15 protein-coding genes are annotated in these 16,165 nt (G+C 68.5%); 12 read left to right on the forward strand and 3 right to left on the reverse strand.

Annotated features, from left to right (window positions below):
- Positions 1–2: 2 nt before the first annotated feature.
- Complete coding sequence (locus ACZF5Y_RS04760) at positions 3–1,295, reverse strand: MFS transporter (RefSeq protein WP_497534682.1); 1,293 nt, start codon at positions 1,293–1,295, stop codon at positions 3–5.
- 204 nt (positions 1,296–1,499) lie between these two features.
- Between ACZF5Y_RS04760 and ACZF5Y_RS04765 the strand changes: the two genes are divergently transcribed.
- Positions 1,500–1,964, forward strand: coding sequence for an Lrp/AsnC family transcriptional regulator (locus tag ACZF5Y_RS04765; RefSeq protein WP_497534684.1), 465 nt, complete (start codon positions 1,500–1,502; stop codon positions 1,962–1,964).
- Positions 1,965–1,986: 22 nt separating this feature from the next.
- The gene (locus tag ACZF5Y_RS04770; RefSeq protein WP_497534685.1) at positions 1,987–3,162 is read left to right on the forward strand and encodes an acyl-CoA dehydrogenase family protein; all 1,176 of its coding nucleotides are present in this window, start codon (positions 1,987–1,989) and stop codon (positions 3,160–3,162) included.
- 45 nt (positions 3,163–3,207) lie between these two features.
- Here ACZF5Y_RS04770 and ACZF5Y_RS04775 read toward each other — a convergent pair whose 3' ends face one another.
- Entirely contained in the window at positions 3,208–3,708 is a 501-nt protein-coding gene (locus ACZF5Y_RS04775; protein WP_497534687.1) for a GNAT family N-acetyltransferase, read from the reverse strand.
- 263 nt (positions 3,709–3,971) lie between these two features.
- Between ACZF5Y_RS04775 and ACZF5Y_RS04780 the strand changes: the two genes are divergently transcribed.
- The gene (locus ACZF5Y_RS04780; RefSeq protein ID WP_497534688.1) at positions 3,972–5,351 is read left to right on the forward strand and encodes a peptidoglycan DD-metalloendopeptidase family protein; all 1,380 of its coding nucleotides are present in this window, start codon (positions 3,972–3,974) and stop codon (positions 5,349–5,351) included.
- Positions 5,352–5,448: 97 nt separating this feature from the next.
- Here the strand turns inward: ACZF5Y_RS04780 and ppa are convergent, their stop codons facing one another.
- A complete protein-coding gene (gene ppa, locus ACZF5Y_RS04785) occupies positions 5,449–5,943 on the reverse strand; it encodes an inorganic diphosphatase (protein ID WP_053386605.1) in 495 nt (164 codons plus the stop codon).
- Positions 5,944–6,065: 122 nt separating this feature from the next.
- Here ppa and tilS point away from each other — a divergent pair, with 122 nt between their 5' ends.
- The 9 genes from tilS to ACZF5Y_RS04830 all read left to right on the forward strand — a co-directional run bounded on the left by tilS (position 6,066) and on the right by ACZF5Y_RS04830 (position 16,130).
- Entirely contained in the window at positions 6,066–7,151 is a 1,086-nt protein-coding gene (gene tilS / locus ACZF5Y_RS04790; RefSeq protein ID WP_497534689.1) for a tRNA lysidine(34) synthetase TilS, read from the forward strand.
- Between the two features lie 4 nt (positions 7,152–7,155).
- Positions 7,156–7,713 (forward strand): hypoxanthine phosphoribosyltransferase, encoded by a 558-nt coding sequence (gene hpt / locus ACZF5Y_RS04795; protein WP_497534690.1) that lies wholly within the window; start codon positions 7,156–7,158, stop codon positions 7,711–7,713.
- Positions 7,714–7,872: 159 nt separating this feature from the next.
- Positions 7,873–10,071, forward strand: coding sequence for an ATP-dependent zinc metalloprotease FtsH (ftsH, locus tag ACZF5Y_RS04800; RefSeq protein ID WP_497534692.1), 2,199 nt, complete (start codon positions 7,873–7,875; stop codon positions 10,069–10,071).
- A 5-nt stretch (positions 10,072–10,076) separates the two neighbouring features.
- Positions 10,077–10,664, forward strand: coding sequence for a GTP cyclohydrolase I (gene folE, locus ACZF5Y_RS04805; RefSeq protein ID WP_497534693.1), 588 nt, complete (start codon positions 10,077–10,079; stop codon positions 10,662–10,664).
- Positions 10,661–11,971, forward strand: coding sequence for a dihydropteroate synthase (gene folP, locus ACZF5Y_RS04810; RefSeq protein ID WP_497534694.1), 1,311 nt, complete (start codon positions 10,661–10,663; stop codon positions 11,969–11,971). Before folE ends, folP begins: the two co-directional genes overlap by 4 nt.
- Complete coding sequence (gene folK, locus ACZF5Y_RS04815) at positions 11,968–13,041, forward strand: 2-amino-4-hydroxy-6-hydroxymethyldihydropteridine diphosphokinase (RefSeq protein ID WP_497534695.1); 1,074 nt, start codon at positions 11,968–11,970, stop codon at positions 13,039–13,041. Before folP ends, folK begins: the two co-directional genes overlap by 4 nt.
- A 112-nt stretch (positions 13,042–13,153) precedes the next feature.
- On the forward strand, positions 13,154–13,678 hold the full coding sequence (locus ACZF5Y_RS04820; RefSeq protein WP_497534696.1) for a PH domain-containing protein: 525 nt from the start codon (positions 13,154–13,156) through the stop codon (positions 13,676–13,678).
- Entirely contained in the window at positions 13,675–15,429 is a 1,755-nt protein-coding gene (locus tag ACZF5Y_RS04825; protein WP_497534697.1) for a PH domain-containing protein, read from the forward strand. The genes ACZF5Y_RS04820 and ACZF5Y_RS04825 overlap by 4 nt, the downstream gene beginning before the upstream one ends.
- Positions 15,426–16,130 carry a Rossmann-like and DUF2520 domain-containing protein gene (locus ACZF5Y_RS04830; RefSeq protein WP_497534698.1) on the forward strand — a complete coding sequence of 235 codons (705 nt, stop codon included), beginning with the start codon at positions 15,426–15,428 and terminating at the stop codon, positions 16,128–16,130. Before ACZF5Y_RS04825 ends, ACZF5Y_RS04830 begins: the two co-directional genes overlap by 4 nt.
- Positions 16,131–16,165 lie beyond the last annotated feature (35 nt).

Here is a 16,165-nt window from a genome sequence, read left to right on the forward strand (position 1 = left end):
GCTCAGCTTCGCCGTGCGCCGACCAGCGCGAGCGCCAGGCTGAGCGTTGCGGCGCCCAAGGCGAACGCGGTGACGGCCGGCGACAGTCCGAGTGATCCGACCAGCACGCCGAGCCCGATTACCGGCACAGCACTGCCCAGGTAGGTGACCGTGTAGATCGCGCTCACCGTCGATGCGTGGCGCCGCGGATCGACGGCCGCGGTCGCGGCGGTGAAGGCCGACTGGAACGCGATGCCCTGGCCGGCGCCGGCGAGCGCGCAGGTGACGATGAGGAACCAGACGGTGCCGATCGTGCCGGCCGCAGCCAGGCCGATGAGCGCGACCGTGAGCACCGCGAGCCCGACCGGCAGTCGCCAGCGCCCGTGCAGCGGCAGCAACTGCACCAGCGCCGAGGCGGCGAGCGTGACGGCTGCGAGTGCGCCGATGACCGGACGCGACTCGGTGCCGGCGATCACGGCGAAGTGCGACGGTGCGAGCGACAAGCAGAATCCGAAGACGGTGAAGCTCAGGAATCCGGTGGCCGCGGCGAGACGGAACGCGCGAGCGGCGTGCGGGTGGTTGCGGCCCCGCGATCCGGCACTATCGGGCTGAGGCTCGGGGGCATCCGCGAGGGCGATGCCGAGATACTGCGGGGCGCATTCGGGGTGCGGTGCGATGAGCAATACCAGGGGAACGAGGATGGCCAAGAGCGCCGCGACCACCAGGTAGGGGGTGTGCAGCGGAACACCGACGAGTGAGAGCAGCCCGCCGGCGACCGGCCCGGCCGCCACACCGCCCGAGGTTGCGAGTAGTGTGAGGCGCCCGACGAGCGCCGGGCGGCCTGGCAGCAGAGCGCGCAGCGCGCCCGACCCGATGCCCGTCGCGCACGCCACCGCGATGCCCTGCACGGCGCGGGCGACGCAGAACCAGCCGAGCGTCGGCGCGAAAGCGAGGGCCGCGGTGGCGAGCGCGGCGGCCGCGAGTGCGGCGACCAGCACGGTGCGGCGGTTGACCCGGTCGGCGACGTGGCGAAACACGAGCAGCCCGACGATCAGCGCGAGCACATAGCTCGAGAACGCGATCGTGACGCCGAGCGAGTCGATGCCCAACTGCGTCTCGAGCAGCGGGAACAGCGGCGTGCTGAGGTTGGCGCTCACCAGCAGCGTGAACAGTGCGAGTGCGGTGAGCACGACCCGGGCACGCGGTCGGTGCAGCGCCGGGTGGGGGAGGCCGGGAAGGGCCTGCGGGGAGGGGGCGTTCGGGGTGGTGAGCGCTGGGGTGCGGTGCGCGAGCGGCGCCGCGGGTGCCTGGGACATGGCGGTCTCCTTCTGCGAACGCAAGGGTGGCGCGTTCGGGTGTATCGCCCGCGGGGTGGTGCGGGAGGGATCCACGTGCGGCGGGGGTGTCCACCGGCACGTGTATGAGTTCATCGTATGCGAGTCGATCTGCGCAAGCGACTCGATCTGAATTGAGCGATATGATCAATATCAGGATTATGAGTCGGGCAGAAAGTGAGCAATATGAGCGTCATTGATGCGACGGACCGGCGCATTCTGCATCTGCTTGATCAGGATGCTCGAATGCCTACCTCCATGATCGCGACCAAATTGGGCCTCGCGCGCGGCACCGTGCAGGCCCGTCTGGAGAAGATGCGCGATTCGGGTGCCCTGCGTCTGCACAGCTCCCGCGTCGCACCCGCCGCTCTGGGGCGCCCCGTCGCCGCCAGTGTGCAGGTCGAACTCGACCAGCATCTGATCGGTGACGCGATCGCGGCGCTTGCCGGCATTCCCGAGGTGCTCGAGTGCTTCGCGCCCGCCGGCAACACCGATCTCTTGCTGCGCGTCGTCGCCCGAGACCCAGATGACCTCTATCGGGTGAGCGAAGAGATCCGCCTGTGCCCGGGCATTACCCGCACCTCGACGAGTCTCTTCCTGCGTGAGGTGATCCCGTATCGCGTGACCGGTCTGCTCGAAGCCGGCAGCTGAGGCCTGCTCATAGACTGGGTCCATGAATGATCGGGAGACCCGCCACGCCGAACTCGCCGAGCACTACCTTCCTGCCGAGCTACTCGCGCGCTTCCGGGAGCGCGCCGCTGAGTACGACCGCGACAACCGGTTCTTCGATGCAGACCTCGCGGAGCTGATCGAACGCGGCTACCTGCAGGTCTTCGTGCCCGCGGAGTTGGGTGGGCCCGGCCTGACCCTCCATGAGGTGTCACGGTTGCAGCAGCGACTGGCCGGCGCGGCACCGGCGACCGCCCTGGCCATCAACATGCACCTGCTGTGCACGGGCGTAGCTGCGGCGCTCCTCGCCCGCGGCGACCGTTCGCTCGTGCACGTGCTCGATGAAGCGGCAGCCGGCGAGATCTTCGCGTTCGGCATCAGCGAGCCCGGCAACGACTGGGTGCTGCAGGGCTCGAATACGGTGGCGGATCCCCAGCCCGACGGCAGCTATCGCCTGTCGGGAGTGAAGATCTTCACCTCGCTGTCACCGGCGTGGACGCGCCTCATCGCGCACGGACTTGATACGAGCGACCACGAGCACCCCCGACTCGTCTTCGGTTTCATCGAGCGAGGCGACGCCGGCGTCTCGGTATCCGACCACTGGGACGTGCTCGGCATGCGCGCGTCGCAGAGCCGTGCCACGACCCTCGACTTCGCGGTCATTCCCGCCGACCGGGTGGTGCGACGGGTGGAACCGGGCCGCGTGCCCGACCTGCTCACCTTCGCGATCGCCGCGCAGTTCCAACTGCTCGTGGGCTCGGTCTACGCCGGCGTCGCCCGGCGCTGCCTGGAGCTCGGGGCTGCAGCGCTGCGCCGTCGCCGGTCGGCAGCCCGCGATCTCACCCTGGCTGAGGCCCCCGAATGGCGGGCGAAGATCGCCGAGGCCCACCGCGCATTCCTGTCGGTGCCCGCACTCCTCGACAGCGCGACCCGCGACTTCGACGAGCAGATCGATCACGGTGCGGCGTGGCCGCTGAAGTTCGTGACCGCGCGCATTGCGGCGGGCGACGCCGCGCGGAGCGCCGCCGAGACGGCGCTCGCCTGCTCAGGTGGGGCCGGGTTCGACGGGGCGAGCGAGGCCAGCCGCCTGTATCGCGACGCCGCGGCCAGCCTCTTCCATCCGCCGAGCGCCGAGGCGGCGCAGGCGATGTACGCCGCAGCACTGCTCGACGATCACTGACGCACGGCGCGCGGCCTGGCGCACCGTGCGGTTCGCGGACCGCCGTCAAGCGTCGAGCCGCTGTTCCATGCAGACGAGTTGCGGGCGCGCGTCCCAGGAGTCGACGCGGGTGAAGCCGCGCCGCTCGTACAGAGCTATCGCGGGGGAGCGCCACTCCCACACCGACAGTCGCAGCGCCTGCGTTCCGATCGATCGGGCGTGGGTCTCTGCGGTATCAAGCAACGCCGACGCGACGCCCCGACCCCGAACGGCCGGATCAGCCCACAATCGTGTGAGCTCCGAGGTGCCGGATCGCGGTGCCCGCAGCACGACGCACCCGACCGCGGTGCCACCATCGATCGCCACGAGTACGCGGTCATCTGCGAATGCGCGGACGGGGTCGTGCACCTCGCGCCGATAGCGATCCGGCAGCGCGTCGACTTCTGCGACCGGCATTCCTTTTTCGCGCTCGGTCTCCAGGTGATAGTCGGCGAGCAGCGCGCGCAGCGCACGATCGGCGTCGTCGGAACCGGGCGTCCACGTGAATACGATGATGTCGGCAGCCATGCCTCCAGCCTGCCGCACCCGCGTGGCGCGCGCATTTCAGGAGACGACGAGGCCCCTGCGGCTCGGCTGGGGCACAAGTTTAGGCGACCGGCGACGCCGTTGTCGGCGGTCACCGGCCACGATAGCCCCACCTGCGACGGAAATGAACCCGATGCAATTGCACTGGTGGCCGAATCGTTATCTAGCGGCCCGCCTCGCCGCGATCGCGGGCGTCGATGCTAGCGTAATCGTGGATAGCAGTCGAAGCAGGACGTGGGGGCAGGATGCGGAAACGACGGACGAGCGCGGTCAGGCGCCTGCTCGGGGCATTCGCCGTGTGCGCGATCGCCGCGGGGGCATTGGTCGGTGGGCAGCTCGGCGCTGCCCCGGCGCAAGCGCTCGATCTCCCGACCTGGGACGACGTGCAGGCCGCCAAGCAGAACCAGTCGGCGGCTTCGGCCAAGGTGAAAGAGATCGAGAATCTCATCGCCGAGGGCGAGAAAGAACTCGACCGTCTGCGCAATCTGCACGCCACCACGATTGACGACCTGCGCGCGGCCGAAGACGCGCTCGCCGCAGCTTCAGCGAAGGCCGACACGCTCGAGAAGCAGGCGGAGCAGAGCCGCAAGGATGCCGAAGACGCCGCCGATCGCGCGGGTGCTCTGGTCGCACAGATGTATCGCTCGGGCGGGGTGGATCGCAGCGTCGAGATGTTCCTCGACGCCGACGGCAGCACCGCCGACGCGCTGCTCGATCGCATGGCGTCGATGTCGAAGGCGACCGAGCGCAACACCTCGCTCTCCCAGGAAGCCGAGCAGGCCTCCAACACCGCGGCCACCCTCGGCCAGCAGGCCGAATCAGCAGCGCAGGAGCGCGAAGAGCTGCGTCAGGTCCAGGCGGAGAAAGAGCAGGCCGCCGCGACGGCAGTCGCCGGCCAGGGCGAGAAGGTGCAGGCGCAGGAGGCACAGCAGAAGACTCTCGAGACGCAGCTCGCGGCGCTGAAAGACACGACGACCAAGACGGTCAAGGGCTACGAAGAGCGACTCCGCATCGAAGAGGAGCAGCGCAAGGCTGAAGAGGAGCGCCTGCGCAAGGAGGCCGAAGCCGCGGCGAAGGCCGCTGCCGAAGAAGCCGCCCGCCAAGCCGAAGAGAACGCGAACAACGGTGGCGGTGGCGGTGGTGGTGGCACCGGCGGTGGTTCTGGCGGTGGCGGTGGCACTGGTGGTGGTTCCGGAGGCGGAGGCGGTGGCGGTGGCACCGGCGGCTCGAACGGCTGGGTCTACCCGACCTCGGGGTTCTACGTCTCCGAAGGCTTCCGCCCACCCGGGCGCCCCGACCACACCGGTATCGATCTCGCCACGAACTGCTGGACCCCGATCGTCGCGGCCGCTGCGGGTACGGTGCAGATGGTCTACTGGGACGGTGGCGGCGGTGGCAACATGGTCAACGTCAACCACACGAACGGCTGGCAGACCCGCTACGCGCACATGGTGCAGTGGGGTAGCGTCTACCAGGGGCAGTGGGTCGAAGCCGGCCAGCTGCTCGGCTACGTCGGTTCGACCGGCGCCAGCACCGGGTGCCATCTCCACTTCGAGATGCGCCCGAATCAAGACAGCGGGTGGTACGACTTCGTCGACCCGGCCGGCGTGATGAGCTTCTACTAAGGAGCAATCGAGGGGCAACGCAGAGGGGCTCGGGATCATGGTGATCCCGAGCCCCCTCTGCGTGCGCGGCGAGTGACTCGCCGGCGCCTCTCCCGGGTCAGTGGCCCTCGGTCTTCAGACGCTCCTGCGCCTCGACGATCAGCTGCTCGGCGTCGGCCGCCGAACCCCACGCGTCGACCTTGACCCACTTGTTCGGCTCGAGATCCTTGTAGTGTTCGAAGAAGTGCTCGATCTCCTTGCGGGTGTACTCCGGGATATCGGCGACGTCCTGGATGTGCGCCCAGCGCGGATCCTTGTGCTGTACCGCGATGACCTTGTCGTCGCCGCCGGCCTCGTCGCTCATCTTGAGCACACCGACGGGGCGCACCTTGACGCCGACGCCGGGGAAGACCGGGTAGTCGAGCAGCACGAGCACGTCGAGCGGATCGCCGTCTTCACCGAGCGTCTCCTCGAAGAAGCCGTAGTCGGTCGGGTAGACGAAGCCGGTGTAGAGCACGCGGTCGAGGTACACTCGCCCGGTCTCGTGATCGACCTCGTACTTGTTGCGGCTCCCCTTGGGGATCTCGATGACGGCATCGAATGCAGCGGCCATGCGCTCCTCCGTGCTTTCTGTGACGGGCCGCGTGACGGCCGTTGGGCATGTGCGCCCCCAGGCTACCCGAACGCGGGGGAGGCGGGCGCGGTGCGGGGCACGGTGCCGGGTACGGTGGAGTCATGCTGCAGACCGACGTTCTCGCTACTCGTCACGCCGTGCGCCGCGCACTGCAGACTGAAATCGGGGCGCTCGACGCGACCGCTGACGCCGCGCACGCGCCGCTCGTGCTCGTCGCGCTGTCGGGCGGCGCCGATTCGCTCGCACTCGCGGCGGCGACGGCCTTCGTTGCCCCGCGCGCCGGCGTGCGGGCCGGGGCGGTCATCGTGGATCACGGTCTGCAACCGGGGTCTGCCGATGTGGCGTCGCGCGTCGCGCAGCAGGCCTCCGAGCTCGGCCTTGCACCGGTGGTCGTGCGTCAGGCGAATGTCGACGTGGTGCACGCGCGCGGTGATGGCCCCGAGTCGGCGGCTCGAGACGCCCGCTATGCGGAGTTCGCGGCCGCCATTGAGGAGACCGGTGCGACGGTGCTGCTGACCGCGCACACGCGTGACGATCAGGCCGAGCAGGTGCTGCTGGGCCTTGCGCGTGGCTCGGGGGCACGCAGTCTTGCCGGCATCCCGCTGCGGCGAGCAGTCGGTCAGAGCGTCATACTGAGGCCGTTTCTCGACGAGGCGGGAGGCATCACGCGGGCGGTGACGGTCGGCGCCTGCCGTGAGGCGGGTCTCGACACCTGGCAAGATCCGCAGAACCTCGATCCGCGATTCACCCGCGTGCGGGTGCGCACCTCGGTGCTCCCGCATCTTGAACGCGCACTCGGGCCGGGCGTCGCCGCGGCGCTCGCCCGAAGCGCAGATCTGGCCCGCGAAGATGCAGAGGCCTTCGACACCATCATCGCCGAGCAAATCGAAGAGATCGTCGAACCCGCCGAAGCGGGCATCGCCGTGTCGGTGCGCGCCCTCGCTGCGAACCCGGCGGCGCTGCGCCACCGCATCATCCGCACGGTCGCGACGGCGGAGTTTGGCAGCGAACTCAGTCGTGAGCACACGCTCGCCATCGCGGCGCTGGTCACCGATTGGCGCGGACAGGGCCCGATCGAGGTGCCGGGCATCACCGTGACCCGATCCGGTGGACGCATCGTGTACACGCGCAGGGTCGGATCGCCCCGCGACCGTGTCGCGGGCACCGGCGGCGCAGTGGAAGAATAGACGCATGGATGCGAAAGATCTGGGTAGTGACCTCTCCGTCGTACTGCACACCGAAGCCGAGCTGCACCAGCGTCTCGCAGAGTTGGCCCGTGAAATCGAGGCCGATTACACCGAGGAGCCCCCGCTGCTCGTCGGCGTGTTGAAGGGCGCGGTCATGGTCATGGCCGACCTCGCGCGCGAGCTCCGGTTCCACGCGCAGATGGACTGGATGGCGGTGTCGTCGTACGGTGCCAGCACCAAGTCGAGCGGCGTGGTGAAGATTCTCAAGGATCTCGACGCCGATATCACCGGCCGAGATGTGCTGATCGTCGAAGACATCATCGACTCGGGCCTGACCCTGTCGTGGTTGAAGGAGAACCTGGAGAGCCGCGGGGCGAAGTCCGTGCGCATTTGCACCATGCTGCGCAAGCCCGAGGCGCTCAAGGTCGACGTCGACGTCGCCTACGTCGGGTACGACATTCCCGTCGAGTTCGTCGTCGGCTACGGGCTCGACTACGCGGAGAACTACCGCAATCTTCGCGACGTCGCGGTGCTCGCACCGCACGTATACGGCGGAGAGTAAGCCCGCGAGCGGCATCGAGGGCGTTGTTGGCGCGTCGATGCCGCGTCAACAGTGCGCCGTGAGCGGACAAGCCCCATCGGCTCAGTCCGATGTCAGAGGCATTGGCTACGCTTACTCGTGCTGGATCTTCCCGGCACGTTCCTTCTGAAAGGTCCAGTCTTGGCAGAGAATTCGACGAAGAGCACCTCGAAGAGCCGTCGCTTGTTCCGCGGCCCGTTGCTCTACCTGATCCTCGCACCGGTCATCGTGCTGCTCGGGTGGTCGCTGCTCTCTGGTGGGAGCACGCGCGAAATCTCGACGGATCGCGGCCTCGATCTGCTCTCAAGCGGAAAGGCGCAGCACGCCGAGATCATCGACGGCGATCAGCGCGTCAATCTGAAGCTCGCGAAGGCCGACGAAAAGACCGGGTCGCAAGAGGTCTACTTCTACTACGTCGCGCCGCGCGGTGCCGACGTGGTGTCGGCGGTCGACGATGCGAAGCTCAAGGACGGCTTCACCGATCAGGTGCCTCAGGCGAACCCGATCTGGTCGATCCTGAGCTTCCTGCTGCCGCTCCTCATCATCGGTGTGCTGATCTGGTGGATGCTCTCGTCGATGCAGGGCGGTGGCCGAGGGGTCATGCAGTTCGGCAAGTCGAAGGCGAAGCTCGTCTCGAAAGAGACGCCGCAGGTCACCTTTGCAGATGTCGCCGGCGCTGATGAGGCCGTCGAAGAACTGCACGAGATCAAAGACTTCCTGCAAGACGCGACGCGCTTCCAGGCCGTCGGTGCGCGTATTCCGAAGGGCGTGCTGCTGTACGGCCCTCCCGGCACGGGCAAGACCTTGCTCGCCCGCGCGGTCGCGGGTGAGGCCGGGGTACCCTTCTACTCGATTTCGGGCTCGGACTTCGTCGAGATGTTCGTCGGCGTCGGCGCCAGCCGCGTGCGCGATCTCTTCAAGGAAGCCAAGGCCAACGCGCCGGCCATCATCTTCGTCGATGAGATCGATGCGGTCGGTCAGCGCCGCGGCCAGGGCATGGGCGGCGGTCACGACGAGCGCGAGCAGACGCTGAACCAGTTGCTCGTCGAAATGGACGGCTTCGACCCCAAGACGAACGTGATCATGATCGCGGCGACGAACCGCCCCGACATGCTCGACCCGGCACTGCTGCGCCCGGGCCGCTTCGACCGTCAGGTCGGCGTCGACGCCCCGGATATGCCGGGCCGACTCAAGATCCTGCAGGTGCACTCGAAGGGCAAGCCGCTTTCGAAGAACGTCGACCTTGAGGTCGTTGCGCGAAAGACCCCGGGCTTCTCGGGCGCTGATCTCGCGAATGTGCTCAACGAGGCAGCGTTGTTGACCGCTCGTTCGAACGCGCAGCTCATCGACAATCGCGCACTCGACGAGGCGATCGACCGGTCGATCGCCGGCCCGCAGCGCCGCACCCGCCTGATGCGCGACCACGAGAAGTTGATCACGGCCTATCACGAGGGCGGGCACGCGCTCGTCGCCGCAGGGCTCAACCACACCGACCCGGTGACGAAGATCACGATTCTGCCCCGCGGCCGTGCGCTCGGGTACACGATGGTGATCCCGCTCGAAGACAAGTACTCGGTCACGCGCAACGAGCTGCAAGACCAGCTCGCCTACGCGCTCGGCGGTCGTGTTGCGGAAGAGCTGGTCTTCCACGACCCCACGACGGGTGCGGGCAACGACATCGAAAAAGCGACGGGCACCGCTCGAAAGATGGTCACCGAGTACGGTATGTCGGCGACCATCGGTCCGGTGAAGCTCGGGCAAGGTCAACCGGGCGCCTTCATGGGCGAGTTCGGGCAGAACCGCGACTACTCCGAAGGCCTCGCGACGACCATCGACGCAGAAGTGCGCGAACTCATGGAGCAGGCGCACAACGAGGCGTACGAGGTGCTCGTGAAGAACCGCGACATTCTCGACCGGCTCGCGCGCGAACTGCTCGAGAAAGAAACGCTCGATCACATTCAGATCGCCGAGATCTTCCAAGACGTCGAGAAGCTCGCTCCGCGCCCCACCTGGCTGTCGCACAACGGACGTCCGGTCTCTGATCGCCCACCGATCGAGGTGCCGGCCGCACTGCGCACCGACGACCGCCACGTCGGCGAGCCCGCACCTGCGGAGCCGTCGGATGCGACTCCCGCTGACGGCGCGTCGACGCCCGACGCCTCGACGCCGGGGGGCTCGACTGCACCTCAGGCTGACTCTGCCGAGTCGGCTCATGAGAACCAGGCACCCGCGCCAGCGGCACCGGCCGAACCGCAGGCACCGCTGGCACCAGGCGAATCGAGTCAGCCGCCGCGAAACCTCGGCGTGCGCAGTGACGACGATCGTGACGACTCGAGGTAACGCGCATGGGGGAGACCGTGGATCGCGAGCGGATCGCTTCGGCGGTGCGCGAGCTCATCAGTGCGATCGGGGCGAACCCCGATAGCCCGGAGCTCGCGAGTACGCCGTTCCGCGTCGCCGACTCGTACGCCGAGTTCTTTGCTGGAATCGGCCGTGATCCGTCAGTGCTGCTCTCCGATTCGGTACCGGTTGGCGATGACACCGGCGAACTCGTGCTTGTGCGCGACATCACGCTGCGCTCGATGTGCGAGCACCATCTGCTCCCGTTCCGCGGACGCGCCCACGTTGCGTATCGTCCGCGTGCGCGAGTCGTTGGCCTGAGCGCGATTCCACGGGTCGTCGACACGCTCGCCGCACGCCCCCAGATGCAGGAGCGGCTCGGCGAGCAGATCGCGCAGACCCTGCACGACGGACTCGACCCCGAGGGGGTACTGGTCGTGCTCGAAGCCAGCCACGGCTGCGTCGCCGATCGCGGCGTGCGTCAGACCGAATCTCTCACGATCACGGTGGCGTCGCGCGGGTCGCTCTCGGCACCGGTCGAGCAGGCGGCCGTCTTCGCTCTGCTCGGCCGTTCCGAGAGCGCTGAAGCGTGACCCCCGTCGATGCGGTCGCTGTCACAGCGGCACCGATCGTGATGGGGGTGCTGAACGTCACCCCCGATTCCTTCAGCGACGGAGGCCAGTTCCTCGCCGCCGATGCCGCGATTGCGCGCGGCCTCGAACTCGCGCGGCACGGCGCCGACGTCGTCGATATCGGTGGCGAATCGACACGGCCGGGGGCCGTCGCCGTCGCACCCGCCGAAGAATTGGAGCGTGTGCGTCCGGTCATCGCCGCCCTCTCCGCTGCCGGCATCTCGGTGTCGGTCGACACCCTGCATGCATCGACCGCGCGTGCGGCAATCGATGCCGGGGCACGGTACATCAACGACGTCTCGGGCGGTCTCTTCGACGCCGGTATGCTCGCGGTCGCGGCGGAGGCGAGTCGGCATCGCGCCGTACGCTTCATCATCGGCCACTGGCGAGGCATCCCTGACCCGGCTCACCTGCGATCGGACTACGCCGATGTGGTGCGCGACGTGTGCGTGGCACTCGCTGAGCGCGCCCGTGCGGCAGTTGCGGCCGGGGTCGACCCCGCCCACATCGTGCTCGACCCGGGTCTCGGGTTCGACAAGACCGCCGAGCAGGGCTGGCAGCTGCTCGCCCGGCTTGGCGACCTGCGAGCCCTCGGGTTCCCGGTGCTCGTGGGAGCCTCGCGCAAGCGGATGCTGGGCGAGACGATCGAGTCGCTCGCCGCTCACGTGCCGGGCACCGAATCGACCCACCCTCGAGACCTGGCGACCGCCGTGGTGACGGCGCTCGCGGCACAGGCCGGTGCATGGGGCGTGCGCGTGCACGACGTGGTCGGCTCGCGCCAGGCGCTGGCCGTGCACGCGGCCTGGCAGACAGGGCTCGGCGCAGGTGGCGTGCCTGCTGCGCTGGCTCCGAGTCTTGCAGCAAGCCCTGCACCTGACCCAGAGTTGCAGAATGATCGCATCACGCTGACCGGCCTCGAAGTCTTCGCCCATCACGGCGTGTTCGATTTCGAGCGCGAGCAGGGTCAGCGATTCGTCATCGACGCCGAGGTCGCCGTCGATCTGGCGCCCGCGGCAGCGGGAGACGCCCTCGAACGCACCGTGCACTACGGCGAGCTCGCCGAGGCGATCGCGGCCGCGGTCGCGTCGGATCCGGTGGACCTGATCGAAACAGTTGCCGAACGCGTCGCCGCAGTTGCACTGGGCTTCTCGTCGGTGCGGTCGGCACGCATCACGGTGCACAAGCCCGACGCACCGATCACGGTGCCGTTCGCGGACGTTTCGGTGACCGTCGTGCGCGAGCGATCTCGCAACGGAGGGCACGCATGATCGCCCAGGTGGTGCCCGTGCTGTTCGCCTTCGGTGCGAATCTCGGTGATCGCGGAGAGACGATTCGAGCGGCGCAGCGCGACCTCGCGTCGACGCCCGGCATCGATCACCTTGAGCCCTCCGCGCTGCGCGAGACCATCGCGTTGACCGTGCACGGCCCCGACCCTGCGGCCCCGCGGTATCTCAACGGAGTGGCGACGGCATCGACGTCACTCGACCCGCACACGCTGCTCGACCGTATGCAGGCGATCGAAGTCGCGCACGGGCGGGTGCGCGACGCTCGTTGGGGAGACCGCACGCTCGACATCGATCTGGTGCTCTTCGGCGGGCGCGTGATCCGCGATGATCGGCTCGAGGTGCCTCACCCGCGCGCGCACGAGCGCGACTTCGTGCTCGCGCCCTGGCTCGATCTCGACCCGAACGCCGTGCTCATGGGGCACGGTCGCGTCGCCGACCTCCTGGCGCGCATCGGTGACACCACCATGCCGGCGGTGCACGCAGCGTCGTACGAGTCGAATGCTTCCGGCACGGCGATCGAGACGGGGAGCACCGTGCGCAAGATTGATCGCACCAATCCGCTGGCCATCGTCGCAGCTGCCGCGATGGGCGCGGCGGTCGGGCTCGTGGTGCAGTTCGCGCTCTCGAGTCGCGGCGCACCGCCGCTCGTGCCCCCGCTGTCGCTCTCGGCCTCACTCGCGATTCTGGCGGCGGTCATGCTCATCTTCGGACTTCGGCTGCACCGACAGGTGCGCAAGCGCCCCGGCGCGGTGAACCCGTTCCACGCCGTGCGCTTGCTGGTCACCGCACGCGCCGGGCAACTCGTCGGCGGGTGCTTTGGGGGCTTCGGCGCGGGGCTGCTGCTCTCACTGGCCGGCCGTTCCATCGCTGCGCCGACCGCCACCTGGTTGCCGATGGCGTTCGTCGTCATCGCGGCTGCCGCGCTCATCGCGTGCGCCGCAATTGCAGAGCATCTCTGCCGCGTGCCTCCGGGCGACGACGGGGCCGACGACGATTCGGGCATCGAACCTGGCCGTGGCCCGGCTGATCAGACGGCCTACCGCGAGCACTGACGCGCCGCGGAGTAGAGTGCTGACGCATACCGGCGACGATCACTGGAGCGTGATGGCGAACGATCGCCTCGATGCTCTGACCAGTCGACGAGTCGGGGCCTAAGCTGGAGTCATGACTCCGGATGGCGTAGATACGGCTGAGGCCTCGAGCGGTTGGCAGACCGAGCAGGTCGCCTGGAAGCGGGTCTCCCCGTCATACGCCTGGGCCGACCTCGCGATGAATTTGCTCTTCGTCGTCGCACTCGCTGCGGTGCTCGTGGTCATTCTCGTGTTGTCGCGCGGCGACGCCCCACTGTTCTTCCGCATCGCCTTGCCGGTGCTCATCGTCATCTTCCTGATCAACGCGATCTTCGCGTTCCGCCGCGTGCGCGCCATCGGGTATGTGCTGCGCGAAGACGACCTGCTCTTCCGCCGCGGAATCATGTTCGAGCGGGTCATCGCCGTGCCCTACGGCAGACTGCAGCTCGTCGACGTGACGCGTGGACCGTTGCTGCGCGCGCTGGGGCTCGCAACCCTCAAGTTCGTCACCGCGTCCGCGGCGACCGGGGTGCACCTGCCGGGTCTGCCGCACGCCGAAGCCGAGGAGCTGCGCGATCGCCTGGTCTCGCTCGCGGAAGCGCGGAGGTCGGGCCTGTGACCCAGGAGTCCGACGGCGCCGTCGTCGACCCCTCGGTCGACGCGCGGTTGCCGGGCACCTCCGACGCCGACGGCTGGCGTCGCATGCATCCACTCTCACCGCTGCTCCGCGGCGGCCTCGCCCTCATTGTCATTGCGGGCATTGTGATTGCGAACTTCCGCGATCACTTCGTGCAGTTCTTCTTCGCCGATCGCTTCGCGGTGCCCGACGGGTCGGTCGATGTCTCGGGCGAGGGCGACCTCGTCGATGTGTACGAGTACCTTGCTGCGGAGGGACTGCTGCTGCTCGTGCTCGGCGGCATTCTGCTCGTCATTCTGCTGATCGTGCTCTTCTCGTGGCTCGCGTGGAGGTTCGCGACGTATCGCATCACCGACGCCGCCGTCGAGGTGCGCAGCGGCGTGCTCTTCCGGTCGCACCGCCGCGCTCCGCTCGAGCGCATTCAGAGCGTGAACCTGCAGCGGTCGCTCCTCGCCCGTGCGCTGGGACTCACCAAGATCGAGGTCGTCACCGCGGGCCAGGGCGGCAAAGTCGAGCTCTCGTATCTCGGGCATCGGGATGCCAAGACCGTGCGTGAGCAGATACTGCAGGTGTCGGGGGCACGACGTCGTGGCGGTCAGTCCGGTCAACGCGGCGTCGCAGACGTGAGTGGCCCGGCACCCGTCGGCTATGACGGCTTCGTCTACGACACCGCGGGTGATGCCGTGACGTCGCGCGCGCAAGACTTCATCGATGCTGATATCGACCCCGAAGCGCTGCGCGCCCACACACTGGTAACGGTGCCGATCGGCCGCCTCGCAGCGAGCATCGCGCTCGGCTGGGAGTCCGTGATCCTGGTGCTCATGATCGTGGGCATCGTGATCGGCGGCGCGGTGCTGGAGGCGTTTCTGATCTTCGGCGTGATCCCATTGATCATCGTGATGGTCAGCATCATGTTCGGCCAGCTCAACAAGGGGTTCAAGTTCACGCTCTCGCGCACCGATGACGCGGTGCGCACGGGGTCGGGCCTCACCGCGACGATGACCGAATCGATTCCGTTCGGACGCATCCACGCGGTCGAGGCACGTCAGCCGCTCCTCTGGAGGCCGCTTGGCTGGTGGAAGGTGCGCATCACGACGGCGGGGCATTCGGTGGCCCAGGGCGGGCAGAATGCGACGCAGAACGTGGTGCTGCCGGTGGGTCGTGAAGCCGATGTGCTGCGTGTCATCGACACTCTGCTTCCGGGTGACGGTGACGCCGAAGCCGCTTTCGCCGCACTCCGCGACGGGCTGACGGGGCCTGCCGCGAACTACGTTCATGCGGGGCGCCGTTCGGCGACCGTGCTGCTCTGGGGGCGCCGGCGAGCCGGTCTGCGCATCGCGGACGCAGAGTTCGAGCACGCGTCGCTCCGGGTGCGTCGCGGCGTGCTGACCCGTTCGCTCTCGATCATGCCGATCTTGCGCGCACAGTCGGTGCAGCTGCGTCGCCCGATGGTGCACCGCATGCTGGGGTTGGCATCGATCCAGGCGCATACGGTGCTCGGGCCGGTGCGCATGGAGATGCGCGGTCTCGACCTCGATGCGGCTCGTTCGGTATTCGATGAGCTCACGGCCACCGTGCTCCGCATTCAGGGCGGGGAGGCGTCGCGCATCATCGCGATGCGTGACGATGCCGAGCCGCAGGCATCGCAGGCATCGCAGATCACCGAGATGCTGGAGACGCCGGTGGCGCTCGAGACAGAGGCGCCACCGCAGACGCCGGAGGCACCGCGGTGAACGCGGGTGCGCAGGCCTCCCGACTCGGCATCGGCATCGTCGGTGCCGGCAGGGTTGGCCCGGTGCTGGCGCGAGCCCTGGCAGGCGCGGGTCACGCGATCGTCGCGATCCACGCCTCCGGCGAGGAAGGTCGCGAGCGCGCCGAGTCGATGCTGCCGGGTGTGCCGCAGCTCGAGGTCGCTGAGGTCGTGCGGCGATCCGAACTCGTGCTCTTCGCCGTGCCGGGATCTGAACTGCCCGATCTCGTCGCGGGGCTCGCGGCGACGGGTGCGTGGCAGCCCGGCCAGCTCGCCATTCACACCGCGCCCGAGCACGGCATCGGTGTCTTCGCGCCGGCGCTCGCGGCCGGCGTGATTCCGCTCGCTCTGCACCCCGCAATGGTCTTCACCGGCACGAGCCTCGATCTGACCCGGCTCGCCGAGGCAACGGTCGCGGTCACCGCGCCGGCTCCCGTGCTGCCGATCGGGCAGGCGCTCGCGGTCGAGATGGGGGCGGAGCCGGTGATCGTCGCCGAGCAGGATCGCGCCGCGTACGCCGAATCGGTCGGCGCCGCGAGCGAATTCTCGCGAGCGATCGTGCGCAACGCGCTCGATGCCCTCCGCGGCCTGGGCATCGAGCACCCCGAACGCGTGGTCGGCGGGATCGTGCGCGCAGCCATCGAGGAAGAGTTGATCGCCGGGACGGCCGATCCGGAGGTCTGATCGCGGAAGCTAGGATGGACCGGTACGTCGACCCG

Source organism: Leucobacter sp. WKLB1 (genome assembly GCF_059696215.1).